21 protein-coding genes and 1 pseudogene are annotated in these 25,739 nt (G+C 73.3%); 17 read left to right on the forward strand and 5 right to left on the reverse strand.

What is annotated here, in order from left to right; all coding sequences use genetic code 11:
* Positions 1-309: 309 nt before the first annotated feature.
* Positions 310-1,122, reverse strand: a complete 813-nt coding sequence (locus L1857_RS06030; protein WP_249464625.1) for a dienelactone hydrolase family protein — start codon at positions 1,120-1,122, stop codon at positions 310-312.
* A 121-nt stretch (positions 1,123-1,243) separates the two neighbouring features.
* On the opposite strand from L1857_RS06030, the gene glmS reads away from it, so the two are divergent.
* The 12 genes from glmS (at position 1,244) to L1857_RS06090 (ending at position 15,037) form a co-directional block, all read left to right on the forward strand.
* Entirely contained in the window at positions 1,244-3,106 is a 1,863-nt protein-coding gene (gene glmS / locus L1857_RS06035; RefSeq protein ID WP_116114813.1) for a glutamine--fructose-6-phosphate transaminase (isomerizing), read from the forward strand.
* A gap of 10 nt (positions 3,107-3,116) precedes the next feature.
* The gene (locus L1857_RS06040; protein ID WP_116114814.1) at positions 3,117-4,556 is read left to right on the forward strand and encodes an NAD(P)H-hydrate dehydratase; all 1,440 of its coding nucleotides are present in this window, start codon (positions 3,117-3,119) and stop codon (positions 4,554-4,556) included.
* 279 nt (positions 4,557-4,835) lie between these two features.
* Positions 4,836-6,296 (forward strand): extracellular solute-binding protein, encoded by a 1,461-nt coding sequence (locus tag L1857_RS06045; RefSeq protein WP_116114816.1) that lies wholly within the window; start codon positions 4,836-4,838, stop codon positions 6,294-6,296.
* A complete protein-coding gene (locus tag L1857_RS06050) occupies positions 6,293-7,213 on the forward strand; it encodes a carbohydrate ABC transporter permease (protein ID WP_240323437.1) in 921 nt (306 codons plus the stop codon). The genes L1857_RS06045 and L1857_RS06050 overlap by 4 nt, the downstream gene beginning before the upstream one ends.
* Positions 7,210-8,058, forward strand: coding sequence for a carbohydrate ABC transporter permease (locus L1857_RS06055; RefSeq protein ID WP_094003937.1), 849 nt, complete (start codon positions 7,210-7,212; stop codon positions 8,056-8,058). The genes L1857_RS06050 and L1857_RS06055 overlap by 4 nt, the downstream gene beginning before the upstream one ends.
* Position 8,059: 1 nt before the next feature.
* Positions 8,060-9,079 (forward strand): NAD(P)-dependent alcohol dehydrogenase, encoded by a 1,020-nt coding sequence (locus tag L1857_RS06060; RefSeq protein WP_116114820.1) that lies wholly within the window; start codon positions 8,060-8,062, stop codon positions 9,077-9,079.
* Positions 9,072-9,863: a DeoR/GlpR family DNA-binding transcription regulator gene (locus tag L1857_RS06065; protein ID WP_116114823.1), complete on the forward strand. Its 792-nt coding sequence runs from the start codon at positions 9,072-9,074 to the stop codon at positions 9,861-9,863. Before L1857_RS06060 ends, L1857_RS06065 begins: the two co-directional genes overlap by 8 nt.
* Entirely contained in the window at positions 9,860-11,272 is a 1,413-nt protein-coding gene (gene xylB, locus L1857_RS06070) for a xylulokinase (protein ID WP_116114825.1), read from the forward strand. Before L1857_RS06065 ends, xylB begins: the two co-directional genes overlap by 4 nt.
* 84 nt (positions 11,273-11,356) lie before the next feature.
* The gene (alr, locus tag L1857_RS06075) at positions 11,357-12,481 is read left to right on the forward strand and encodes an alanine racemase (RefSeq protein ID WP_116114827.1); all 1,125 of its coding nucleotides are present in this window, start codon (positions 11,357-11,359) and stop codon (positions 12,479-12,481) included.
* Positions 12,481-13,578, forward strand: coding sequence for an alpha/beta fold hydrolase (locus L1857_RS06080; protein ID WP_162831256.1), 1,098 nt, complete (start codon positions 12,481-12,483; stop codon positions 13,576-13,578). The genes alr and L1857_RS06080 overlap by 1 nt, the downstream gene beginning before the upstream one ends.
* Positions 13,575-14,033, forward strand: a complete 459-nt coding sequence (gene tsaE / locus L1857_RS06085; RefSeq protein ID WP_116114829.1) for a tRNA (adenosine(37)-N6)-threonylcarbamoyltransferase complex ATPase subunit type 1 TsaE — start codon at positions 13,575-13,577, stop codon at positions 14,031-14,033. Before L1857_RS06080 ends, tsaE begins: the two co-directional genes overlap by 4 nt.
* Entirely contained in the window at positions 14,033-15,037 is a 1,005-nt protein-coding gene (locus L1857_RS06090) for a zinc-dependent alcohol dehydrogenase (RefSeq protein WP_249464627.1), read from the forward strand. The genes tsaE and L1857_RS06090 overlap by 1 nt, the downstream gene beginning before the upstream one ends.
* 813 nt (positions 15,038-15,850) lie before the next feature.
* Here the strand turns inward: L1857_RS06090 and L1857_RS06095 are convergent.
* The 3 genes from L1857_RS06095 to L1857_RS06105 are packed head-to-tail and all read right to left on the reverse strand — an operon-like array spanning position 15,851 to position 19,920.
* Positions 15,851-17,173: a carboxyl transferase domain-containing protein gene (locus tag L1857_RS06095; protein ID WP_116112248.1), complete on the reverse strand. Its 1,323-nt coding sequence runs from the start codon at positions 17,171-17,173 to the stop codon at positions 15,851-15,853.
* On the reverse strand, positions 17,166-18,605 hold the full coding sequence (locus L1857_RS06100) for an acyl-CoA synthetase (protein WP_116112246.1): 1,440 nt from the start codon (positions 18,603-18,605) through the stop codon (positions 17,166-17,168). The genes L1857_RS06095 and L1857_RS06100 overlap by 8 nt, the downstream gene beginning before the upstream one ends.
* 16 nt (positions 18,606-18,621) lie before the next feature.
* Positions 18,622-19,920, reverse strand: coding sequence for an SLC13 family permease (locus tag L1857_RS06105; protein WP_116112243.1), 1,299 nt, complete (start codon positions 19,918-19,920; stop codon positions 18,622-18,624).
* A 115-nt stretch (positions 19,921-20,035) separates the two neighbouring features.
* On the opposite strand from L1857_RS06105, the gene L1857_RS06110 reads away from it, so the two are divergent.
* The 5 genes and pseudogenes from L1857_RS06110 to L1857_RS06130 all read left to right on the forward strand — a co-directional run.
* The gene (locus L1857_RS06110) at positions 20,036-20,719 is read left to right on the forward strand and encodes a FadR/GntR family transcriptional regulator (RefSeq protein WP_198958136.1); all 684 of its coding nucleotides are present in this window, start codon (positions 20,036-20,038) and stop codon (positions 20,717-20,719) included.
* A gap of 56 nt (positions 20,720-20,775) precedes the next feature.
* Entirely contained in the window at positions 20,776-21,429 is a 654-nt protein-coding gene (tsaB, locus tag L1857_RS06115; RefSeq protein WP_249464629.1) for a tRNA (adenosine(37)-N6)-threonylcarbamoyltransferase complex dimerization subunit type 1 TsaB, read from the forward strand.
* On the forward strand, positions 21,426-21,896 hold the full coding sequence (gene rimI / locus L1857_RS06120) for a ribosomal protein S18-alanine N-acetyltransferase (RefSeq protein ID WP_094003949.1): 471 nt from the start codon (positions 21,426-21,428) through the stop codon (positions 21,894-21,896). The genes tsaB and rimI overlap by 4 nt, the downstream gene beginning before the upstream one ends.
* Complete coding sequence (gene tsaD, locus L1857_RS06125; RefSeq protein WP_116112237.1) at positions 21,896-22,942, forward strand: tRNA (adenosine(37)-N6)-threonylcarbamoyltransferase complex transferase subunit TsaD; 1,047 nt, start codon at positions 21,896-21,898, stop codon at positions 22,940-22,942. Before rimI ends, tsaD begins: the two co-directional genes overlap by 1 nt.
* Before the next feature lie 118 nt (positions 22,943-23,060).
* Positions 23,061-23,537 (forward strand): annotated as a pseudogene (locus L1857_RS06130) (glutamate-cysteine ligase family protein); the annotation flags it as partial.
* A 255-nt stretch (positions 23,538-23,792) separates the two neighbouring features.
* On the opposite strand, the gene L1857_RS06135 reads toward L1857_RS06130, so the two are convergent.
* Positions 23,793-25,685: an N-acetylmuramoyl-L-alanine amidase gene (locus L1857_RS06135; RefSeq protein ID WP_249464632.1), complete on the reverse strand. Its 1,893-nt coding sequence runs from the start codon at positions 25,683-25,685 to the stop codon at positions 23,793-23,795.
* Positions 25,686-25,739 lie beyond the last annotated feature (54 nt).

Raw genomic sequence — 25,739 nt, forward strand, 5'->3', positions numbered from 1 at the left:
TTCCGAGACCGCAGCGAACCCGAGGATGGGGAGGCTGAAGACCGCTTCGGGGGGCTCTGGGTGCCTGGGGATCGGCCCGCGGGGGCGCGGCGGCTGGCTTGTCTGTTGGGGGCGAGGTCGCTGGGGCCCCCGCTCCAGGGGCATGGCCTGCGGGATCGGTCCGCGGGGGCGCGCGGCGGCTGGCTTGCCTGCTGGGGGCGAGGTCGCTGGGCCCCCGCTCCGGGGGCATGGGGTGCCTGCGGGATCAGTCCTCGGGGGCGCGCGGCGGCTGGCTCGCCTGGTGGGGCGAGCCAGGGCTGCGGCGCCTGCCTACGCGGCCACCGGCAACGCGTCGCGGGTGAAGTCGATCGGGGCGCGCTTCGTGTCCGACTCCAGCAACGGGCGGTACCTGTCCGTGCCCGTCAGGTGCGTCAGGAAGAACGCCGTGAACAGTGCCCTGACCAGCACCTGCGTCCGGCGGTCCGGCTTTCCGTGCAGCAGGCGCTGGCTCCAGTGGCTGCCCTCCGTCAGCGCCAGATGACTCGACTTGTCGACCTTCCGGTACTGGACTGGCCCGCCCCACGCCTTCGCTATCGCCTCGGCGTTGCCGCCCGCTGGTGCCATCAGGTCGCCGTCCGCGGCCAGGTGCAGTCCGGGCACGACCACCCGCACGGCCGCCGCGCTCGCCGACGGCAGCGTCTGCGCCGCGGCGAACGTCGCCACCCCGCGCACCCCGCCGGAAGCCGCGGCCAGCACCGCTGAACCGCCGCCCGTCGAGTGCCCGGCCAGCCCCAGCCGGGCCGGGTCCACGCTGATCGCGTCCGGGCCCAGCCGCACCCCGGTCACCACGTCGAGCGTCATGCGCAGGTCGGCGGCCAGCAGGCGGTGCGACGGCAGCGGACCCAGCTGCGTCGCGGGCGCCGCGGCCACGACGCCCCAGCTCGCGAGGTGACTCAACAGCCCGCGGTAGCGCCCGGGCGGCTGCAGCCACCCGTGGCCGAACGCGACGGCCGGCAGCCCGAGGCCGCTTCGTGGGGTGAAGACCACACCGGGCAATCCGGCGAGCGCGAGGTTGCCCCGCAGCACCTCGTGCGGTCCCGCGTGCGACAGCTCTTCGAGCAGCTCCTTGGGCTTGCTGACCATGGTCGAGAGCTTAGGGCAGCCCGCCCCGGCACGGCCGCGCAACATCCATCGGAAGCGCGGTTTCGCCGAGGTGGAGATGAGCCGGGGGAGCGCACACCGTTTCCCTCGTTAGGCTGGTGGGGTGTGCGGAATCGTGGGATATGTCGGTCACCGGCAGGCGCTGGACGTCGTGCTCGGCGGGCTGCGCCGGATGGAGTACCGAGGCTATGACTCGGCCGGGGTGGCCGTGCTGGACGGCGCCGGCGCGCTGACCGTCGAACGCAAGGCGGGCCGCCTGGCCAACCTGGAGGGGGCGCTCAACGAAACCGGCCTCGACCGGTTCGCCGGCACCGCGGGCATGGGCCACACGCGCTGGGCCACCCACGGCGCCCCCATCGACCGCAACTCGCACCCGCACCGGGACGCCTCGCAGCGCGTCGCCGTCGTGCACAACGGCATCATCGAGAACTTCGCCGCCCTGCGCGCGGAGCTGGAGGCCGACGGTGTCGAGATGACCAGCGACACCGACACCGAGACCGCCGCCCACCTGGTGGCCCGCGCCTACGCCGACGGCCCCACCGCCGGTGACCTGCCGGCCAGCGTCCGTGCCGTGTGCCGCCGCCTCGAAGGCGCGTTCACCCTGGTCGTCACCCACGCCGACCAGCCGGACATGATCGTCGCCGCGCGCCGGTCGTCGCCGCTGGTCGTGGGCGTCGGCGAGGGCGAGCACTTCGTCGCCTCCGACGTGTCGGCCTTCATCGAGCACACCCGCGAGGCCGTCGAGCTGGGACAGGACCAGGTCGTGGTCATCACCCGCGACGGCTACGACATCTCCGACTTCGCCGGCGAGCCCGCGCAGGGCAAGCCGTTCACGGTCAACTGGGACCTCTCCGCCGCCGAGAAGGGCGGCCACGAGTACTTCATGCTCAAGGAGATCGAGGAGCAGCCGGAGGCCCTGGCGAACACGCTGCGCGGGCACTTCGACCGCGGCCGCATCGTCCTCGACGAGCAGCGCCTGTCCGACCAGGACCTGCGCGAGGTCGACAAGGTGTTCGTGGTGGCCTGCGGTTCGGCCTACCACTCCGGCCTGGTCGCCAAGTATGCGATCGAGCACTGGTGCCGCCTGCCGGTCGAGGTCGAGCTGGCCAGCGAGTTCCGCTACCGCGACCCGGTGCTGGACCGGGACACCCTGGTCGTCGCCGTGTCGCAGTCCGGGGAGACCGCCGACACGCTCGAAGCGATCCGCCACGCCCGCGACCAGAAGGCGCGCGTGCTGGCCGTCTGCAACACCAACGGCGCGCAGATCCCCCGCGAGTCCGACGCCGTGCTCTACACGCACGCCGGGCCGGAGGTCGGGGTCGCGGCGACGAAGACGTTCCTGTCGCAGATCGCGGCGAACTACCTCGTCGGCCTCGCGCTGGCGCAGGCCCGCGGCACCAAGTACCCGGACGAGGTCGCGCGCGAGTTCGCCGAGCTGGAGGCCATGCCGGCCGCCGTGCACAAGGTGCTGTCCACTGTGGACCAGGTGCGGGCGCTGAGCCGCGGCATCGCCGACTCGAAGGCCGTGTTGTTCCTCGGCAGGCACGTCGGCTACCCGGTCGCGCTGGAGGGTGCGCTCAAGCTCAAGGAGCTGGCGTACATGCACGCGGAGGCCTTCGCCGCCGGTGAGCTCAAGCACGGCCCGATCGCGCTGATCGAGGAGGGCCTGCCGGTCGTCGTCGTGATGCCGTCGCCGAAGGGCCGCGCCGTGCTGCACGCCAAGCTGGTGTCCAACATCAGCGAGATCCAGGCCCGCGGCGCGCGCACGATCGTCATCGCCGAGGAGGGCGACGACACGGTGCGCCCGTTCGCCGACGAGCTGATCGAGGTGCCGGCGGTGCCGACGCTGCTCCAGCCGCTGGTGTCCACTGTGCCGCTGCAGGTGCTGTCGGCCGAGATCGCTCGCTCGCGTGGTTACGACGTGGACAAGCCGCGCAACCTGGCGAAGTCGGTGACCGTGGAGTAGACAGGGCCGCGTGCGAGGCATTTGGACCACTGACCGGATCCGCGCGGCTGAAGAACAGCTGCTGGCCGTCACGCCCGAAGGCGCGTTGATGCACAAGGCCGCGTTCGCGGTCTCCGTGCACGCGGCCGAGATGCTGGCCGAGCACACCGGGCGGGTGTCCGGGCGCCGGGTCGCGCTGCTGGTCGGCGCGGGCAACAACGGTGGTGACGCGTTGTGGGCGGGTGCGTTCCTGCGGCGCCGCAATGTGAGCGTCACCGCGATCCTGCTCAAGCCGGAGAAGGCGCACGCCGCCGGGCTGGCCGCGTTGCGCCGGGCGAAGGGCCGGGTGGCTTCCGTCGAGGACGGTCCCGCGGTGCTCGACGGCGCGGACCTGGTGATCGACGGGATCGTCGGCCTGTCCGCGCACGGCGGCCTGCGCCCGGACGCGGCGGCGCTGGTCGAGCACGTCCGCGCGCCGGTGCTGGCCGTCGACCTGCCCAGCGGCGTCGAGCCGGACACCGGGGTGGTGCCGGGGGCGGCGGTCACGGCCACGCGGACGGTGACCTTCGGCGCCCGCAAACCGGTGCACGTGCTCAACCCGGCGCGTTGCGGCCGGGTCGAGCTGGTCGACATCGGCCTGGACCTGGACGAGCCGGACCTGTCGCAGTTGGACGCCGCCGATGTCGGCCGCGCGTGGCCGGTGCCCGGGCCGGAGGACAACAAGTACAGCCAGGGCGTGACCGGCATCGCGGCCGGCTCGGCGACCTACCCGGGGGCGGCGGTGCTCGCGACCGGTTCGGCGGTGCTCGCGACCTCCGGCATGGTGCGCTACGCCGGCCCGGCGGCGGATGTCGTGCGGTCGCGGTGGCCGGAAGTCGTGGCGACCGGTTCGGTGACCGACGCCGGGCGGGTGCAGGCGTGGGTGGTCGGCCCCGGCATCGGCACCGGGAGCGAGGGGCGCGAGGTGCTCACCCACGTGCTGGGCGCCGGGGTCCCGGTGTGCGCGGACGCCGACGCGACGACGCTCATGGCGCACCGCCCGGACGTCCTGGACGCCCGCGACCCGGGCACGCCGCTGGTGCTGACCCCGCACGCCGGCGAGTTCGAACGCCTGATGGGCCGGCCGCCGGGCGAGGACCGGGTGGCGTCGGTGCGGGAGGCCGCGGCCAAGTACGACGCGGTCGTGCTGCTCAAGGGCAACGTCACGATCGTCGCCGACCCGGACGGCCGGGTGCTGGTCAACGTCGCCCGCGGCTCCTGGCTGGCGACGGCCGGTTCGGGCGACGTGCTGTCCGGCTTGATCGGTTCGCTGCTGGCGAGCGGGATGGACCCGTGGCTGGCTGCCGGGTGTGCGGCGTACGTGCATTCGCTGGCGGGGGATCTGGCGGCGCGGGGTGTGCCGGTGTCGGCGTCGGGGATTCTCGCCGCGATTCCGGATGCCGTGCGGAGGGTGCGCGCCGGCGCTGTCTGACGCCGAGCGCGTGCTCCCGGGGCGCAATCAGCAGGTCTGGGCGGGGGTGGGTGCTGCCCGGGTTGATTGGCTCGCTGCTCGCGCGCGGCGAGGGTGGCTGGCGGGGCGGCCGGCCTCCGGGAGCCTCGCCGAGGGTGCGCGCCGGCGCTCCCTGAACACGAACTATCACCCACAGCTCCCGTAGGAGAACTTGCCCATCAAGTTATCGAGTTATGTGTTAACAGCTGCGAGTTCCTCTGGTAAATAAGTGGGCGTCCCCACCAACTACGGAGGAACCCAATGACGGGAGCGCCCCCACGGGGCCTCGCGCGGCGGTCGGTGCTCAGAGGGGCGCTGGCGGGCGGCGCGGCCCTCGCCACCGGCGGTCTGCTCGGCGCCTGCGGTGCCCGCCAGGACGCGCCACGGATCGCCACCGACGACCGCTGGCGCCAGTTCGCCGGCGCCACCATCAACCTCATCTCGGAGAACACCGCCCCCACCGCGGCGATCGCGGCGAACCTCAAGCCGTTCACCGACCTGACGGGCATCAACGTCAACATCGTCACGCTGGAGCTGTCCGCCCTGGTCCAGAAGGTCGCGCTCGACCTGGCCGGCGGCGAATCGCAGTACCACGTCATCTACGCCGACCCCTACCAGGTGCTCGCCCCCTACTCGAAGGGCCTGGTCGACCTGCGGGAACTCGCCGGACAGCCCGGCCTGCCCGAGTTCACCGGCTGGGACGACTTCATCCCGACCCAGCTCGACGCCGCCGGCCGGTTCGGCGACCGGGACAAGATCTTCGCCGTCCCCTACGACTGCCCGACGATGATCTGGCAGTACCGCGCCGACCTGTTCGACAAGTACTCCGCGCGGATGGCCGACGACCTCGGGTTCGACCCCACCCCCGGCCTCGACCGGACCTGGGACGAGTACCTGCGGATCGCGAAGTGGTTCACCGACAACGCCGACGAGGTCGCCTACGGCACCGGCCACCAGGCCAAACAGCACGACTCGCTGATGTGCGACTTCTCCAACGTGCTGTGGTCCTACGGCGGCGACTACTTCGACCGCGGCACCGAGATCGGCCTCTACGGCACCACCGACCCCGGCCCGTGCCGCCTGGGCAGCGACGCCGCGATCGCGGCCGCCGAGTTCTACCAGCGGCTCCTGTCGATCGCCGACCCGTCGTCGAAGACCTGGGACTGGAACGGCCTGGCCCCGGCGCTCAGCTCGGGCCGCATCGCGATGTGCGTCAACTGGCACGAGTACGCGGCCACCAACGAGAAGGCCATGCCCGGCCGCTTCGGCTACGCGCCGCTGCCGCGCGGGCCCGTCCGCTCCGCCAACCACTACGGCGGCTGCGGCATCGGCATCAACGGCAACACCCTGCCCAACGAGCGGATGGCCGCGTGGCTGTTCGTGCTGTGGGCGACCTCCACGCAGACGCAGCTGGCCAACCTGAAGAGCGAGGCCGGCGGCGGCACCCCGACTCGCCAGTCCGTCTACGACCTGCCCGAGGTGCGCGCCGCCGAGCACCGGCCGTCCGCGATGCCGAACATCCTCGCCGCGCCCGCCGTGGCGACCGCGTGGCGGCCGGAGAACATCGGGCTGCGGCCGAAGATCCCGATGTGGAACGAGTGCGACACCGCCGTCTACACGCAACTGTCCAAAATGCTCGCTGGCGACTCCTCGCCCGCCGAGACGATGCGTGACGCGGCGGCGAAGATCGACCGGATCACGGCACGGGGGTGGGCGGCATGACCACGACACTCGACGCGCCCGCCCAGGCGCCGGCCCGGAACACCAAGCCGCGCAGGCGGATCGGGTTCCACGGCCTCATGATGACGCCGGGCATGATCCTGCTCGCGCTGCTGTCGGTCATCCCGCTGGTCACGATCATCGCGATGAGCTTTTCGCGGGTGCGCCTGCTCGGCGGGGTGGTGTTCGACAACGTCGGCCTCACCTACTGGGCGCGCCTGTTTTCCGATCTCGACCTGTGGGTGCAGTGGCTGCGCACCATCGCGTTCTTCGTGCTGACCGTCGGCCTGGAGATGCTGCTGGGCCTGGTGTTCGCGCTGTGCCTGTGGAAGCTGATGCGCGCCCGCAACCTGCTGCTGACGCTGTTCCTGCTGCCGATGTTCGTCGCGCCGGTGATCGTCGGTTTGCTCGGCCGGTTCCTCACCGACTCCACGTTCGGCCTCTACACGTGGCTGCTCGGCCTGGTCGGTTACCACGGCGACATCCTCGGCAGCGGCACGTCGGCGTTCGTCGCGGTGGTCGCGATGGACGTCTGGGAGTGGACGCCGCTGATCACGCTGGTCGTGCTCGCCGGCCTGACCGCGGTGCCGCAGAGCATCCGCGAGGCCGCGGCGCTGGACGGCGCGAACGGCTGGCAGACCTTCCGGCACGTCCTGCTGCCCTCGATCTCCGGCGTGCTGCTGGTGGCGCTGCTGATCCGCTCGATGGACGCCATCCGGTACTTCGACATCATCAACGTCACCACCAACGGCGGCCCCGCCGACGCGACCAAGACCGTGCCGATCCGGCTCTACGAAACGGCTTTCCGCTTCTTCGACCTCGGCTACGCCGCGGTGATCGGGCTCGTCATGCTCGGGGTGACGATCCTCATCGCGCGGGCGTTCGTCCGGGTACTGGACAGGAAGGGGCTGACCCGATGACGACGAGCGCCATCGACCGCACCCCGCTGCGCGCCCGGCTGGGCGTCCGCGTGGTGGTGCTCCTCGGTCTGCTGTGGACACTGGTGCCGCTGGTGTGGATGGTCGCGTCCTCGTTCAAGTCCGATGTGGACGTGACCGCCGCGGAGCCGGAGTTCCTGTTCCAGCCCACGCTGGAGAACTACCGCAGCCTGTTCACCGGGGCCAACAACCTCGGCCCCTACATCTGGCACAGCGTGCTCGCCTCCGGCATCTCCTCGGTGCTCGCGGTCGCGATCGGCGCGCTGGCCGGGTACGGGCTCGCCGGCACCCGGATGCGCGCCAAGAAGCACGTGGCGTTCTGGATCATCTCGACCCGGATGGCGCCGATCGCGGTCGTGGTGCTGCCGCTGTTCCTGCTGTTCCGCGGCGCGAACCTGATCGACAGCATCCCCGGGCTGATCCTGGCGTACCTGACGTTCAACCTGCCGTTCGCGATCTGGCTGATGAGTGCGTTCTTCGCCGAGGTGCCGCCGTCGGTGGAGGAGTCCGCGCTGGTCGCGGGCTGCACGCGGTGGCAGGCGTTCTGGTACGTCGTGCTGCCGCTGACCAAATCGGGCCTGGTGACCACCTTCGTGCTGTGCCTGGTGTTCTCCTGGAACGACTACGCGTTCGCGCTGGTGTTCGGTGGTCCGCACTCGCAGACCCTGCCGATCGCCGCCGACCAGCTCGTGACGCAGACGGGAATCGACTGGGGCCAGCTCACGGCGATCGGCACTATTGTGGTGTTGCCGATGATCGTGGCCGGTCTCGCCGTGCGCCGGTGGCTGGTCACCGGCCTGACGCTGGGAGCCGTGACAGGTGAGTGATGTGCCCGCGACGATGAAGGTCGCCGTGCTGTACGGGATCCACGACATCCGGATCGAGGAGCGGCCGGTGCCGCGGCCCGCGCCGGACGAGGTGCTGATCCGGGTCGCCTCCGTCGGCACCTGCGGTTCCGACGTGCACTACTACGAGCACGGCCGCATCGGGGACTTCGTCGTCGAGCAGCCCCTGGTCCTCGGGCACGAGCCCAGCGGCGTGGTGGTGGCCCGCGGCAGCGACGCGCGGCGGCACGAGATCGGCGCGCGCGTCGCCCTCGAACCGGGTGTGCCGTGCTCGGTGTGCGGCGAGTGCAAGGCCGGCCGCTACAACCTGTGCCCGCGCATGCGGTTCTTCGGCACCCCGCCGATCGACGGCGCGTTCTGCGAGTACGTCGTGCTGCGCGAGGACTTCGCGCACCCGGTGCCCGACGCGCTCAGCGACGACGCGGCCGGCCTGCTCGAACCGCTTTCGGTGGGCGTGTGGGCGAGCTGCAAGTCCCGCATCGCGCCGGGCAGCCGCGTACTGATCACCGGGGCCGGTCCGATCGGCCTGGTCGCGACCCAGACCGCGCGGGCGTTCGGCGCGAGCGAGGTCGTCGTCACCGACGTCAACCCGCGCCGCCTCCAGGTGGCGGAGGAGCTGGGCGCGACCGCGACGATCGACGTGTCGCGGGAGAGCCTGGCCGGCGCCGGGTTCGAGCCGGACGTGCTGCTCGAATGCTCGGGCGTCCCGGCCGCCGCGGGCCAGGCGATCCGCACGGTGGCGCGCGCCGGCCGGGTCGTGCTGATCGGCATGGGCGGCGACGAGATCCCGCTGCCGCTGGCGCACGTGCAGAACTTCGAGCTGGAGGTCACCGGCACCTTCCGCTACGCGAACACCTGGCCGACGGCGATCGCGCTGGCCGCCGGCGGCGAGGTCGACCTGGACCGCCTGGTCACCCACCGGTTCGGCCTGGACGAGGTCGAGCAGGCGCTCACCATCGCCGCCAAGGACGACTCGGTGATCAAGGCGGTGGTGCGTGCCTAGGCCGTCCGACGCCGAGGTCGAGCAGCGCCGCCAGGAGGTCCTGCGGCACGTGATCGACTGCGGTGAGGTACGCATCGACCAGCTGACCGAGCAGTTCGGGGTCAGCCTGATGACGATGCACCGCGACCTCGACGACCTCGCCGAGCGGCGGCTGCTGCGCAAGCTGCGCGGCAAGGTCGCGGCCTACCCGGCGCTGACCATGGAGACGGCGAAGCGCTTCCGGGAGACCCTCAACCTGCCGGTGAAGGAAGCGTTGTCGGCGCTGGCGTTCGAGCAGGTGACCGCGGGGCAGACGGTGTTCGTCGACGATTCGACGACCCTGTTCCCGCTGGTCCGGCGTTTCCCGGAGCTGGGGCGGCTGGTGGTGATCACCAACTCGCTGGAGGAGGCGCGGATCCTCGGCGAGGCCGAGGGCGTCGAGGTGCTGCTGCTCGGCGGCCGCTACACCGAGTTCGACTCGTGTGCCGGCCCGGACACGGTCGCCGCGCTCGGCCGGATGCGGGCCGACGTCGGGTTGGTCTCCGCGACCGCGGTCGCCGGTGGCCGGCTCTACCACCCGGTGCGCGACTACGCGGACCTCAAGACGGCCGCGCTGGCCGCGTCGAACCGCAACGTGCTGGTGGTCGACCATTCGAAGTTCGGCCGCACCGCCACCTACGATTACGGTGACGTGAGCGCCTACGACGTGGTGATCACCGACGACGAGACGCCCGCCGAGGAGATCGCCGCGATGCGCGCGCTCGGCGTGGAAGTGCTGGTGGCGCAACTCCGGGAGGAAGCATGACGGACAAGCTCGTGGCCGGGGTCGACTCCTCCACGCAGTCCACCAAGATCGTCGTCTGCGACGCGGGGACCGGCGCCGTGGTGCGCACCGGCCGCGCCGCGCACCCGGACGCGACCGAGGTGGACCCGCGCGAGTGGTGGCGGGCCTTCACCGAGGCGAGCGACGGGTTGCTGGACGGCGTCCAGGCGCTGGGCGTCGGCGGTCAGCAGCACGGCATGGTGACCCTCGACGAGGACGGCGAGGTCGTGCGCCCGGCGTTGCTGTGGAACGACACGCGGTCCGGTCAGGCGGCCGAGGACCTGGTGCGCGAGCTGGGCGGCCCGGCGGCGTGGGCGGAGGCGGTCGGCCTGGTGCCGGTCGCCAGCTTCACGGTGACGAAGCTGCGGTGGCTGGCGGAGCACGAGCCCGAGCTGGCCGACCGGGTGGCGCGCGTGGTGCTGCCGCACGACTGGCTGACCTGGCGGCTGACCGGCGGCGAGGCGGTGACCGACCGCGGCGACGCGTCCGGCACCGGGTACTTCTCGCCCGCGGACGGCGTGTACCGGCGGGACATCCTCAAGCACGCGTTCGGCGGACGGGACCCGGAGCTGCCGCGGGTGCTGGGCCCGGCGGAGGCGGCCGGGCGGACACCGGACGGGGTGCTGGTCTCGGCGGGCACCGGCGACAACATGGCCGCGGCGCTGGCGCTGGGCCTCGGCGAGGGCGACGTCGTGGTGTCACTGGGCACCAGCGGCACGGTGTTCGGCGTGTCCGAGACGGCGCCCGCGGACGCCACCGGGCTGGTCGCCGGGTTCGCCGACGCGACCGGGCGGTTCCTGCCGCTGGCCTGCACGCTCAACGCGGCGCGCGTGCTGACCGCGACCGCCGGGATGCTGGGCACCGACCTGGCCGGGCTCGACCGGCTGGCGTTGGCGGCCCCGCCCGGCGCGGAGGGCCTGACGCTGCTGCCGTACCTGGACGGCGAGCGCACCCCGAACCTGCCCACGGCGGCCGGTTCGCTGCACGGGCTGCGCCGGGGCAACATGACGCCGGAAAACCTGGCGCGGGCCGCGGTCGAGGGCATGCTGTGCGGGCTCTCGGCGGGGCTGGACGCGGTGGCGGCGCAGGGCCTGTCCGCGCGGCGGGTGCTGCTGATCGGCGGCGCGGCCCAGTCCGAGGCGGTGCGGGCGATCGCGCCGGTCGTGTTCGGGGTGCCGGTGGTGGTGCCGGAGCCGGCCGAGCACGTGGCCCTGGGCGCCGCGCGCCAGGCCGCCTGGGCACTCGCCGGCGGCGCCGAGCCACCGGCCTGGGAGGCGAAGGCGCAGGTGACGCTGGAGCAGCCGGCGTCGCCGGAGGCGGGCGACGAGATCCGGGGACGGCACCTGGCGGTGCGGCAGCTGGTGCACAACGTGCCGGTGCAGGGGGCCTGAGGACGTTCGGCGGTGACCACCGCCACGGGCATCGTCCGTGCCCGACCGGCACCCGGTACCCCGGACGTGGGAAAATGGGCCCCGATGAGTCCCGATTCCCCCCGTGCCGAGGTTGTCGTCGACCTGGCTGCCCTGCGCCACAACGTCGCCCTGCTCGCGAGCCGGGCGGCGGCTTCCGGTGCCGCCACGATGGCGGTCGTCAAGGCCGACGGCTACGGCCACGGCGCCGTCCCCGTCGCGCGGGCCGCGCTGCAGGCCGGCGCCACCTGGCTCGGGGCCTGTTCCCTGGACGAGGCGCTCACCCTGCGCGCGGCGGGCATCACCGCGCCGCTGCTCACCTGGCTCGACCTGCCGGCCACCGACTTCGCCCCGGGCATCGCCGCGGACGTCGACCTCTCGGCCGGCTCGCTCCACGAACTGGCCCGCATCGCCGAAGCCGCCCGCCGGGCCGGCAAGAAAGCCCGCGTGCACCTGAAGATCGACACCGGTCTGTCCCGCAACGGCTGTCCCGCCGCGGACTGGCCCGCCCTGGTCAAGGAGGCCGCCGCGGAGCCGGCCGTCGAGGTCGTCGCGATCTGGTCGCACCTCGCGTGCGCCGACGAGCCCGGCCACCCGTCGATCGACCGGCAGGCCGACCGCTTCGCCGCGGCGTATGGGATCGCCCGCGAAGCCGGCCTGAACCCGTTGCGGCACCTGGCGAACTCGGCCGCCACGCTGAACCGGCCGGACCTGCACTTCGACCTCGTCCGCCCGGGCATCGCGATCTACGGACTCAACCCCAACCCGGAGCCCGAGGACCTGCGCCCGGTCATGACGTTCCGGTCCTCGGTCGTGCTCACCAAACGGATCCGCGCCGGCGAGTCCGTCTCCTATGGACACACGTGGACCGCGCAGCGCGACACCACGCTGGCGCTCGTGCCCACCGGCTACGCCGACGGGGTGCCGCGCACGCTGTCCGGCCGGATGGACGTGTGGCTGCACGGCAAACGCCGCCCGGTCGCCGGGCGCGTGTGCATGGACCAGCTGGTCGTGGACTGCGGTGACGACGAGCCGCCGCTGGGCGCCGAGGTGGTCCTGTTCGGCGACGGCGCGAACGGCGAGCCGACCGCGCGCGAATGGGCCGACAAGATCGGCACCATCGACTACGAGATCGTCACCGGCATGTACCGGCCGCGGATCCGGCGGCGGTACCTGGGGGAGGACGTCTGATGGTGTCCCGCCGGATGCTCACCGTGCTCGGCGGTGCCGTCGCGCTGGTCACCGGCACCGCGGCGGCCACCATCGCGGTGACCGCCCAGCAGCAGCGCCAGCGCGACCACCTCGCCGCCGCGCCACTGGGCACCCTGGACCCGGACCGCACCTCCACCGTCGCCGCCGACGACGGCACCCCGCTGTCGGTGTCCGAGATCGACCCGGCCGACGGCGGCAAGCCCGAACTGATCGTGGTCGGCGTGCACGGGTTCGCGTTGTCGCAGCTGAGCTGGCACTTCCAGCGCCGTGACCTGGCGTCGCTCACGTTGCCGCGGGTCCGGCAGGTCTACTACGACCACCGCGGGCACGGCACGTCCGGCCCGGCGAGCGAAAAGGCCAGCACCATCGAGCAGCTGGCCCGCGACCTCGACGCGGTGCTGCGCGCGGTCGCGCCGGAGGGGCCGATCGTGCTCATGGGCCACTCCATGGGCGGCATGGTGGTCATGGAGCTGGCCCAGCAGAACCCGGACCTGTTCGCCGACCGCGTCTGCGGGGTTGCGTTCATCGCCACCGCGGCGGGCGAGGTGGGCCGCAAGGGCCTGCCGCGCGGGCTGCTGTCCAAGTACAACCCGCTCACCCGCGGCGTCGGCGAGCTCGCCGGGTGGCAGCCGGGGCTGGTCGAGTTCGTGCGCGCCGCGGGCGGGCAACTGACCCGGCAGGCGGTGCGGCTGCTCGCGTTCGGCTCTCGCGACGTCGATCCGCGCGTGGTCGACTTCATGCTGGAGATGCTGGCGGTGACGCCGGTGAAGGAGCTGGTCGGGTTCGTCGACACCCTCGGCAGCCACAACCGGTACGCCGCGCTGGCCGGTCTGAAGCACGCGCACGTGCTGGTGATCGGCGCCGACACCGACCGGTTCACGCCGTACTCGCACGCCGAGCGCATCGCGGCCGAACTGCCCGACGCCGAGCTGGTGCGGGTGCGCGGCGCCGGGCACATGGTGCAGCTCGAACAGCCCGAGGTGGTCAACAGCCACCTCATCGACCTGGTACAGCGATGCGCCGGCGTGACCGACGAGTCCCGCCCGCGCCGGATGTGGCGGTGGTTGAACCAATGAGCATCCAGTTGCCGACGGCCGAGGACACGGTGGCGTTCGGCGAGTCGCTCGGCCGCACGCTGCGGGCGGGCGACGTCGTCCTGCTCGCCGGGCCGCTCGGCGCGGGCAAGACCGTGCTGACGCGCGGGATCGCGGCCGGGCTCGGGGTGTCCGGGCGGGTCAGCTCGCCGACGTTCGTGCTGGCGCGGGTGCACCCGGCGGGGGAGCGGGGCGTGGCGCTGGTGCACGTGGACGCCTACCGGCTGGGCGGCGACCTGACGCAGCTCGACGACCTGGACCTGGACACGGACTTGGATTCGGCGGCGGTCGTCGTCGAGTGGGGCGAGGGTTCGGCGGAGCGGCTGTCGTCGGACTACCTGGTGGTGCGGCTCGTTCGCAGGCCCGACGACGTGCGGGAATTGACCTTGGAACCGCACGGCTCGTGGGTCGAGCGGGTACCCGAGCTGGTGGGCTGATGGGGCGCGCGGTCGTCGTCGAGAGCCCGGGCAAGCTGCGCGTCGTGCGCGCCGAACCGGAGGATCCCGGCCACGGCGAGGTCGTCGTGCGCGTCGAGTGGGCGGGGATCTGCGGGTCGGACCGCGAGGTGCTGGCCGGGACGCGGCCGGAGGGGTTCGTGCGGTACCCGGTGGTGCCGGGGCACGAGTGGTCCGGGACGGTCGTCGAGCTGGGGCCGGGCACGGATCCGGAGCTGCTGGGCAAGCCGGTGGTGGGCGAGGGGTTCCGCAACTGCGGCCGGTGCGCCCCGTGCCGGCGCGGCGACACGACCCTGTGCGTGGCCGAGTACGACGAGACGGGCTTCACCCAGCCCGGCGCGTGGGCCGAGGAGCTGCGGTTGCCCGCGCGGTTGCTGCACGTCCTGCCCGACGGCGCCGACCTGCGCGCGGCCGCGTTGCTGGAGCCGGCGGCGTGCATGGCGGCGGCGACGTTGCTCGCGGCGGTCGTGCCGGGCGAGCGGGTGGCGGTGATCGGCGGCGGGACGCTCGGGCTGCTGGCGACCCAGCTGCTGGCGGCGAGCGGCCCGGCGGAGCTGGTCGTGGTGGACCCGCGGGCGTCCCGGGCGGCTGTGGCGTCCCGCTTCTGCGGCGCTTCCGGTTTCTACAGCCCGGGCGCGGCGCCGGGCGGGTTCGACGTGGTGGTGGAGGCGGCCGGCGCGCCGGGCACGGGCGCGCTGGCAGTGCGGATGTGCCGCCGCGGTGGTCGGGTCGTGCTGACGGGCCTGGCGGGCCACGAGACGGAACCGATCGCGCCCGCGGACCTGGTGACGGCCGCGGTGACGGTGCACACGGTGTTCGGCGCACCGTCGCGAGCCTGGACGCACGCGGTGAGGGCCTTTTCGACGGGCGTGCTGGACCCGGCGCCACTGATCACGCACGAGTTCCCGCTCGAGGAGGCCGACCGCGCGCTGCGCGTGCTGGAAGACCCCGCCGCCGACGCCGGCAAGGCCCTCCTACACCCCTGACCGCCACCCCCGCACGCCTCCGCCCTCAGGCGGCGAGTCCCACGCTCAGGCGGGCGAGTCCCACGCTCGGGCGGGCGTGTTCCACGCTTGGGTGGGCGAGTTCCACGCTCGGGCGGGCGTGTTCCATGCTCCGGTGGGCGTGTTCCACGCTTGGGTGGGCGAGTTCCACGCTCGGGCGGGCGTGTTCCATGCTCCGGTGGGCGTGTTCCGCGCTTGGGTGGGCGTGTTCCGCGCTTGGGTGGGCGTGTTCCGCGCTTGGGTGGGCGAGTTCCGCGCTTGGGTGGGCGAGTTCCGCGCTTGGGTGGGCGAGTTCCGCGCTTGGGTGGGCGAGTCCCACGCTTGGGCGGGCGAGTCCCACGCTCCGGTGGGCGAGTCCCACGCTTGGGCGGGCGAGTCCCACGCTTGGGTGGGTGAGTCCCACGTCCGGCACCCGGGTGTCGCCTCCGGCGGTGCGCCCGAGTGGTGGCGCGCCCGCCGCGCGAGCCGCCTCCGGCAGCAGGCCTGGCGCGCGAGAGCCGTCACGCAGCGGTGTGCCCCCGCGGCGGCGCGCCTGCTGCGCGCGAACCGCCTTCGGCGGTGTTCCCGCGTGGCCGCGGGCCTGCCCCGGGCGAACCGTCTCCGGCGGCGGGCCTGCTGCGCGCGGACCGCCTGCCCCGGGCGAGCCGCCTCCGGCGGCGGGCCTGCTGCGCGCGGACCGCCTGCCCCGGGCGAGCCGCCTCCGGCGGCAGGCCTGCCGCCCGCCCCGCGCGAGCCGCCCGCCCCGCCCGCCCGTCGGGAACCTGCCCGCCCCGCCCAACCGCCGCCGCGCCGCCTTCAGCGGGTCACGATTCCCCGTGCGATGCCGAGCTCCACCAGGTCCTGCGGCCGCAACCGCAGCTGGTTGGCCGTCTCCGGGACCTCCGACGGCGCCCGCTTCAGGATCGATGCCGCCGCCTCCGGGGACGTCACCGAGAAGAAGCTGTCCGGCGTCACCCACGTCCGCTCGGGGTGGGCGAACGCCAGCGCGCCCCCGGAGCCGCCCTCGCCGATCACCAGCGTCGTCACCGGCACCCGCGCCCCGGCCACCGCCGCGAACACCTCCGCGATCGCCGCGCCCGCGCCCGCCCGCTCCGCCGCCGGGTCGTTCGCCGCGCCGGGGGTGTCCACCAGCGTCAGCACCGGGATCCCCAACCGGTCCGCCAGCCGGATCAGCCGCGCCGCCGTCCGGAAACCCGACGGCAGCGTCGCCGTCCCGCACTGCGCCGCATACGCCACCGTCACGCCCGAGCGCATCCCGAACCCGCACCGCACCCCGGGATCCACCCCACCGCAGCGATCACCGCTGATGTCCTCCCGCCAGTCGAAATACGCGTCCAAATAGGACTCCGCGCGCGGACGCGAAGGAGCCCGGGCGGCCCGCACCGCGGCCCAGCCATCCGACGGCAGGTCACCGGAACCGAGCGCCGACGGCGGCGGCGCGGGCGCACCATCGGCACCGGTCAGCAGCGACAACCACCGGCCCAGCCGCTCACCCAGCTCCGCCGCCGGCACGATCTGGTCCACGTGCCCCGACGCCAGCTGCGACTCCGCCGTGTAGGCCGCAGCGTCACCCGCCGGCCGCACCCGCGACCCGGCGAACCCGACCTGCGCCCCGGGCAGGGCCAGCGCCACGTCCGAACCCGCGCCGAGCGTGGCCCAGCCGCCACCGGTCGTCGGGTCCCGCACGACCGCGACCTGCGGCAACCCGGCGGCCCGGGTCAACGCCGCCTGCCGCGCGATCCGCTGCAGCTGGGACAGCGCCGCCATGCCCTCCTGCATGCGGCTGCCGCCGGTCGCGATCATCGACACGACCGGCGTCCGCAGCTCCCGCGCCCGCTCGAACGCCGCCTCGATCCGGTCACCGGTGCGCCGCCCGAGCGAACCGCCGAGGAACCCGAACTCCCACGCGATCACGGTCGCCTCGGTGCCGCCGAACTTGCCGACCCCGCACACCACCGATTCCTGTTCACCGGTGCGCTCCACGGCCCTGGCACGCGCGGAGTCGTAACCGGGCCAGCCGATCGGGCCGTCCACACCGGACTCATCGGGCTCCGGCGCCGGCAGCTCGGTGAACCCGGAGCACACCGAGCCGATCACCGCGCGGGCGCTCTCACGCATTCAGCGCCCGCTTCATGACCTTGCCCATGTCGTTGCGCGGCAACGCGTCCAGGAACCGCACGACCCGCGGCCGCTTGTGCGGCGACAGCAACCGCGCCACGTGGTCGGCCAGCTCCTGCTCCGCGGGCGGCTCCCCGGCCGGCACGATCCACGCCACGATCCGCTCGCCCAGGTCCGGGTCCGGCTCGCCGGTCACCGCGGCCTCGGCCACGCCCGGGTGCTCCAGCAGCGCGTTCTCGATCTCCCCGGCGCCGATCTTGTAGCCGCCGCTCTTGATCAGGTCGGTGGCCTTGCGCCCGACGATCCGGTAGTAGCCGTCGGCGTCCCGGGTCGCCATGTCGCCGGTGCGGAACCAGCCGTCGTCAAACACCTCCGCGGTCGCGTCCGGCCGGTTGAGGTACTCGGTGAACAGGTTCGGCCCGCGGACCTGGATCTCGCCGACCGTCTCACCGTCGCTGGTCTCGATCACCGCGCCGGACTCGTCGACCAGCCGCACCTCGACCCCGCGCAGCGGCACGCCGACCGTGCCGGGCTTGCGCTCGCCGTCGGCGCGGACGCTGGTGTTCATCAGCGTCTCGCTCATGCCGTAGCGCTCCACGACCCGCTGCCCGGTGGCCGCGCGGATGCGTTCGTGGTCGTGCACCGGCAGCGCCGCCGACCCGGACACCAGCAGCCGCGCCCCGCTCAACGCCTTCGCCAGCTCCGGGTTGCCGCCCACCTCCTCCGCGATGCGGTGGTACATCGTGGGCACGCCGAACATCATCGTCGCCTCGGTCGACAGCTCCCGCGCGATCACGTCGGTGGCGAACCTGCCGGTGTGGTGCACGGTGCCGCCGCGGCGCAGCGGGCCGAGGATTCCCAGGATCAGGCCGTGCACGTGGAACAGCGGCAGCGCGTGCACGAGCACGTCGTCCGCGCTCCACTGCCAGGCGTCCTCCAGCGCGTCGAGCGTGCTGGAGATCGCGCGCCGCGGCAGCACCACGCCCTTCGGCGGCCCGGTGGTACCCGAGGTGTAGACGATCAGCGCGGGAGCCTCGTCACCCGGCTCTTCGGGCAGGTCACCGGGGCTGCCGATCAACGCGACCTGCTGGCGCGGCAGGTTCGCCAGCCGCTCCGGCAGTTTCGCGCCCGGCTCGCTGAGCACGAGCGAGGGCGTGCTGTCGCTCACGATGTGGTCGAGTTCGCGTTCGCCGATCTTCGGGTTGACCGGAACCGCCGGGACGCCCGCGAGCAGTGCCGCGACCACGGCGACGCTCGTGTGGATGGTCGGCGTCGCCCACACCGCCACCCGGGTGGGGGACTGGGCGCGGATCTCCCGGGCGAGTGAACCGGCGATCGCCGCCAGTTCCGCGTAGTCGAGCGAGACCTCGCCGAAGCGCAGGGCTTCCTTCTCGGGCGGCTCCGCCAGGGCCGGGAACAACCGTTCGGGCACGTGAACTCCTTACAGATCAGCCGAATCCGGGCACGATGAACACGAGCCAGGCCACGGCGGGTACCACGGCGACCATGATGCCGCCGTAGACGAGCAGTTGCCGGAAGAAGGAATCCCGGTCCACCTCGCGGGCGTTGGCGAGCACCAGCGCGCCGTTGGTGGAGAACGGGCTGACGTCGACGACCGTCGCCGACACCGCGAGCGCGCAGATCATGCCGACCGGGCCGACCGTGCCGAGCGCGAGGAACGGCACCGCGAGCGGGATGAGCGCGCCCATGATCCCGACCGAGGACGCGAACGCCGACACGATCGCGCCGATGTAGCACAGCAGCAGCGCGGCGATCAGCGGTGCGCCGATGCCGCCGACGCCCTCGCCGGCCCACTCGATCGTGCCCATCTCCTGCAGCACGCCGACGTAGGTGAGCACGCCGCAGATCAGCAGCACGGTCGGCCAGGTGACCTCGCCGACGGCCTTCTTGCTGGTCGCGGGCCAGATCACGCTGAGCACGACGGCCAGGGTCATCGCGGTGAGGCCGACGTCGAGGTCGAACACCAGGGTGGCCACGACCAGCACGGCCAGGCTCGTGAGCGTGGCGATGCGGGGCGCGTTCAGACGGATGCGTTCGCGCGTTCCGGTGCCCGCCAGGCCGGTGGTGGTGGGCGGGCCGCCGGTGCCCGCGGCGACGAGTTCGCGCTCCTCGGCCGGCGCGGAGGCCACCTGCCGTTTGCGCAGCACCACGAACACGACCGCCGCGATGACCAGGTTGACGACGAAGCTGGCCAGGAAGAGCGTGATCTCGCTGCCGCCGAGGCGTTCGCGCGCGACGATGCCGTTGACGATCGTGCCGTAGACGCTGATCGGCGAGAAGCCGCCGGCCTGCGCGCCGTGCACGACCATCGCGCCCATGAGCAGCGGGTGGATGCCGTACTGGGCGGCGAACCCGAGCGCGACGGGCGCGACGATGGCGACCGCGGCCGGGCTGACCGCGCCGATCGCGGTGAGCAGCGCGGTGATCGCGAAGGTGACCCAGGGGATCAGCGCGACGCGGCCGCGGACGAGCCGGACGGCGGCGTCGACCAGCCAGTCCGTGGTGCCGTTGGCGCGGGCGATGGCGAACAGGAACGTGACGCCGACGAGCACGACGAACAGGTCGCCGGGGAAGCCGGCGAAAATCTCGTCGGCATCCATGTTCGCGGCCAGCGTGCCGACGCCGAACGCGGCCGCGAAGGACAGCACCCCCATGTTGATCGAGCGGGTCGTCGCTATCACGAAGACGACCGCGAGGACGAGGATCGAGATCAGCTCAGCGGACATCCGGAGAACTCCCGCCGTTGGGATTCAAGTGGCTGAGTGGCTGAACCACTTTGCGGCTCAGCCACTCAGCCTGTCAAGGGCTAGGCTGCGGAACGTGTCTGATGCGCTGAGTCCGATGGCTCGTCCACGGCTGTACGAGCAGGTCCTGGAGCGGTTGCGGGCGTACGCGGCCGATGCCGGGCTGCGCGCGGGTGACCGGTTGCCCGCGGAGCGTGACCTGGCGCAGCGGCTCGGGGTGAGCCGCGCGTCGGTGAAGCAGGCGATCGTCGTGCTGGAGGTGCAGGGCCTGGTCGAGACCCGCCACGGCGGCGGGACCTACCTGGTGCGGGACGCGCTGGACGCCGAGCCGGTCGAGCGGCTGGTGGAGCGCCGCCGCCGGTTGCCGGACGTGCTGGACGCGCGGGAGGCGCTGGAGACGAAGCTGGCCGAGCTGGCGGCGATGCGCCGGACCGAGGACGATCTGGCCGCGCTGGAGTCGGCGCTGGAGTTCATGGCCGCGGAGATCCGCGACGGGGGAGCCGGCGTCGAGGGTGACCGCCGGTTCCACGCCGCGGTCACCGGGGCCGCGCACAGCGCCCTGCTGGCCGAGTTCATGGACGCGATAGCCGACCAGATCACCGAGAGCCGCACCGAGTCGCTCCGCCAGCCGGGCCGTCCGCCGCGCTCGCTGGACCAGCACATCCGCATCGCGGAGGCGATCCGCGACCGCAACCCGAAAACCGCTGCCGAAGCGATGCGGGACCACCTCCGCACGGTCGCCGAGGTGCGCTTGCTGAGCTGGGACCCGGAAACCCCCTGACCACCCGCGTGGGGCGGTAACCGCAGGTCGGCGGGCACGCCGTACGCTGGAGTGCTGTGCTGGTACTGGCTCTGGACACGTCGACGCCCGCGGTGACCGCCGGGGTCGCCGAACTCGCCACGGGCGTCACCGTGCTCGCCGAGCGCGTGACGCTCGACGCGCGTGCGCACGGCGAACTCATCACCCCGCACGCCCTCGACGCCACGCGGGAAGCGGGCGTCGCGCTCAAGGACGTCGGCGCGATCGTCGTCGGCGCCGGGCCAGGGCCGTTCACCGGTCTGCGGGCCGGTCTCGCCACCGCCGCCGCCCTCGGGCACGCGCTCGGCGTCCCGGTCCACCCGGTCGGCAGCCTCGACGCGATCGCCCAGCAGGTCGACGCCGGCGAGCCGTTCTCCGTGGTCACCGACGCCCGCCGCCGCGAGGTCTACTGGGCCGCCTACGACGCGACCGGCGCCCGCACCGGCGGCCCGCACGTCCAGGCGCCCGCCGAGCTGTCCCTCGGCCTCGCCGCCGGGGACGGGGCCCGCCGCTACGCCGAGCAGCTCGGCGCGCGCGTGGTCGAGCCGTACTACCCGGGCACCGCGGGCCTGGTGGCAGCCGCCCGCGACGCGCTCACCTCGGGAGCCGCGCCCGCCCCGCTGACGCCGCTCTACCTGCGCCGCCCGGACGCCGTCGAGCCCGGCGCGCGGAAGCGGGTGACCACGTCGTGAAGCTCGCCAAGCTGCGCCGCAAGGACATCCCGCGCTGCGTGGAGATCGAACAGGTCCTCTTCGCCGGAGACGACCCGTGGAGCGCCCGCGCGTTCCACAGCGAGCTGGACTCCGGCGGCTACTACCTCGGCGCGTACACGCCCGAGGACGTCCTGATCGGCTACGGCGGCCTGGCGGTCGTCGGCAGCCGGGGCGACTACGAGGCCAGCGTCCACACGATCGGTGTCGACCCGGGCTACCAGGGCCAGGGCGTCGGCACCGCGTTGCTGCGGGCCCTGCTCGCCCGCGCCGACGAGGTGCGCGCGCCGGTGTTCCTCGAGGTCCGCACCGACAACGACCGGGCCCAGGAGCTGTACCGGCGGCACGGTTTCGAGCAGATCGGCCTGCGCAAGCGTTACTACCACCCGTCCGGTGCGGACGCGTACACGATGATGCGTCCCGCCGTGACCAAGCAGGAGGTGGGCTGATGTCCCGCGTCATCCTCGGCATCGAAAGCTCCTGCGATGAGACCGGCGTCGGCCTCGTGCGGCTGCACGACGACGGCACCGTCGAACTCCTCGCCGACGAGGTCGCCTCGAGCGTCGAACAGCACGCGCGCTTCGGCGGTGTGGTGCCGGAGGTCGCCAGCCGCGCCCACCTGGAGGCCATGGTGCCCACGGCCGAGCGGGCGTTCGCCGCGGCCGGGCTCGGGCTGTCCGATGTGGACGCCATCGCGGTGACCGCGGGCCCGGGGCTGGCCGGTGCGCTGCTGGTCGGCGTCTCCGCGGCGAAGGCCTACGCGGCGGCGCTGGACGTTCCGCTCTACGGCGTCAACCACCTGGCCGGGCACATCGCGGTGGACACCCTGCAGCACGGCCCGCTGCCGAAACCGTGCCTGGCGCTGCTGGTGTCCGGCGGGCACACGCAATTGCTGCGGGTGGACGACATCGCGGGCGAGATCACCGAGGTCGGGTCTACTGTGGACGATGCGGCGGGTGAGGCCTACGACAAGGTGGCCCGCGTGCTGGGCCTGCCGTACCCGGGCGGCCCGCCGATCGACAAGGCGGCTCGCGCGGGCAACCCGAGGGCGATCGGCTTCCCCCGCGGCATGACCGGTCCGCGCGACGCGAGGTTCGACTTCTCGTTCTCCGGGCTGAAGACCGCGGTGGCGCGGTGGGTGGAGAACGCCGAGCGCCGCGGCGAGCAGATCCCGGTCGACGACGTGGCGGCGTCCTTCCAGGAGGCGGTGGCCGACGTGCTGACCGCGAAGGCCGTGCGCGCGGCGAAGGAGATGGGCATCGGGACGCTCGTGATCTCCGGCGGCGTGGCGGCGAACTCGCGCCTGTCGGGCCTGGCGCGCGAGCGGTGCGAGGCCGCGGGGATCGAGTTGCGCGTCCCACGGCCGCGCCTGTGCACCGACAACGGCGCGATGATCGCGGCGCTGGGGGCGCACGTGGTGGCGGCGGAGAAGAAGCCGTCGGCGCTGGACCTGTCGGCGAACCCGGCGCTGCCGGTGGAGGTCGTCTCGCTCTGAAGCGCGCGCGGGAGCGTGGTTGCGGCGGTGCCTGAAGGCGTTCGCGCGCATGCTGCGCGAGTCGCACTTCGGGTTCGAGCGGCCGATGACCGGGTTCTAGATCGAGGTCAACCTGGACGACGTGCGCGCCAGCCTCAACTCCGCCGAGGCGAACGCCGGCCGCATCGGCGCGCAGCTCATCATGGTCGGCATCCTGCCCACCCTGCGGCAGGACCACCTGACCGGCGCCTCACTGTCGCCGAACCCGAACGCCTGCGGGCCACCTGCGACACGATCGTGCCCGAGGCGGAGTGCACAAGCAACCAGTTCCACCTGCAGGTGAGTCCCGCGCAGTTCCCCGCCTACTGGAACGCCGCGCAGGCCATCGCCGGGGTGCAGGTCGCGGTCGGCGCGAACTCGCCGTTCCTCCTCGGCAAGCACCGGTGGGCTGCACAACGGCACGATTTACCGCTGGAACCGGCCGATCTACGCGGTCACTCGCGACCGCGCCCATCTCCGGGTGGAGAACCGGGTCCTGCCCGCCGGGCCGACGGTCGTCGACGCCATGGCCAACGGGGCGTTCTACTTCGGACTCGTCCGCACCCTGGCCGGGGCTGGGCACCGTCCCGGTGGCGGAACTGGTCCTGCGGCGGCTCCTGCGCACCCTGGTCGGCGAGTACCGGGAGCACATGCACCAACGAGCAGGTGCCCACCCGGTCGGCTTAGAACACGCGCGCACGAACGTGGAACTCGCGCGCACGAACGTGGAACTCGCGCGCACGAACGTGGAACTCGCGCGCACGAGCGTGGGACTCGCGCGCGGGAGCGTGGGACTCGCGCGCACGAGCGTGGGACTCGCGCGGGCTGCGGGTCAGGGGCGCGTGCGCGACACCACCACGTCGTCGAGCTTCACGAAGCCCACCCGGTGCCCGAACTGGATCTGCACGTACTTCGTCCTCCCGCGGACCACCACGTGTTCCGCCGGGTCGAAGGTCGTCGCCGAGTAGTACTCCGCGGGCAGGGTCGGGCCGGCGGTGTACCTCTGGCCCGCGGGCAGCGTGTACTGCAGCGGCACGACCTCCTGCGGTGTGAGCCCCTCCGGGTACGCGGAAGCCTCCGGGTACGCGCGCCCGTACACCGGCACCGACGACCGCCCCGGCCGCGGCGTCACCACCTGCCCCAGCACCGGCACCACCCCGGACGAGCGCAGCCACCCCTTCTGCCCGAGGTACCACACGGCCGTCCAGTCGCCCCGGATTTCCGCCACCGCGTACCGCTGCCCGGCCGACACGCGGCTGCCCACGTCGGAGATCGCCACGGTGGACGGCCCGCCGTCCGGGTGCAGGCCGATGTCCGCGAGCAGGGGAGCGTCGTCGCGCGGCTCCACCCGCAGGAACAGCGCCGACGAACCGCGCGCGGGGCACGCGGCGCCCGGCGCCGCACACCCCGTGTACCCGGTCGGGTTCGACGCGAAGTCCGGCTTGACCATGACCATGCCCGTCGGCTGCCGCACCGGCCGCGGGTTCAGCGGCGCGCCGAGCAGGTCGAAGTAGTGCGCCCAGTCCCAGTACGGCGCCGGGTCCCAGTGCATGCCGGCGACCTTGTCCGCGGTCGTCCCCGGCACGTTGTCGTGCCCGATGACGTGCTCGCGGTCCAGCGGGATCCGGTACTTCCCGGCCAGGTAGCGCACCAGCTTCGCCGAGGTCCGGTACATCGCCTCGGTGTACCAGGTGCCCTGCGCCGCGAACCCCTCGTGCTCGACGCCGATCGACTTCGCGTTGAAGTACCAGTTCCCGGCGTGCCAGCCCACGTCCTTGGTCAGCACGTGCTGGGCGACGTGCCCGTCGGTCGAGCGCAGCGTGTAGTGCCACGCCAGGTACGCCGGGTCCTGCACGAGCCCGATCGCCGTGTCGTAGGTGCACTCCGTGTCGTGGATGACGATGTGCGTGATCCGCTGCGAGTTCGGCCGCTCGGCCTTGTCGTGGTTGCCGTAGTCGCCGTTGCCGAGGTCCTGGTAGGGCGCCGGGATCCACTCGACGGGCAGCCCGGGCGGCGCCTCGGCCGCGCCCTCCGCGACGGTGGACAACCCGAGCGCGCGGACCTGCTCGCGTCGCGGTGACACCGGCGTCGCGGGCAACGTGACCGCCTGCCCGTCGTCGGTGGTCCGGCTCGCCCCGGCGGCGATGGTCGCGAACACCTCGTCGGCGAAGAACGTCGCGGTCCCGGTGTCCGACGCGCCGCTGTAGCGGGCGACCGCGCCGTACCAGCCGGCCGGACCGTCCGCCCGCGCGCCGAGCTCGCGCTGGTAGTGGGCCAGCACCGCGGCGCCACCGCGGATGTTCTGCACCGGGTCCGTCCGCAGCGTCGCGGCGTCCACGCCGGTCAGCTCGGCGGCGAGGTCGACGGTCTGCAGCGCTGCCGACGTGTGCGGCCGCAGCTCCCCGCGCGCCGCGTCGCCCCGTGGGTCCTCGCCCTGGTCGTGGTGGCTCCCGCCGGCCGCGACGGCCCGCAGGTCCGTCAGGTGCAGCGGGCCGAACCCGGCGCCGGTGCTCGGCGCGCCGCCGTGGGAGTCCCAGCGGGACTTCAGGTACGACACGCCGAGCAGCACGGACTCCGGGACGCCGAACTCCGCCGCCGCGGCCGCGAACGCGCGCTGCCGCGCTCCGGTCGTGGCCGCGGACGCGCCGGGCGCGGCCACCACGGCCACACCGGCGGTGCCGACAGCGATCGCGCGCAGGGCGTTGCGGCGGGTGAACGACGTCATTGCGGCCTCCCCGGAACAGGTGCAGTCAGAAAACTACACACCGTCAAGGGGAGG

This window comes from Amycolatopsis thermalba (assembly GCF_023376025.1).
Lineage (GTDB): Bacteria > Actinomycetota > Actinomycetes > Mycobacteriales > Pseudonocardiaceae > Amycolatopsis_E > Amycolatopsis_E thermalba.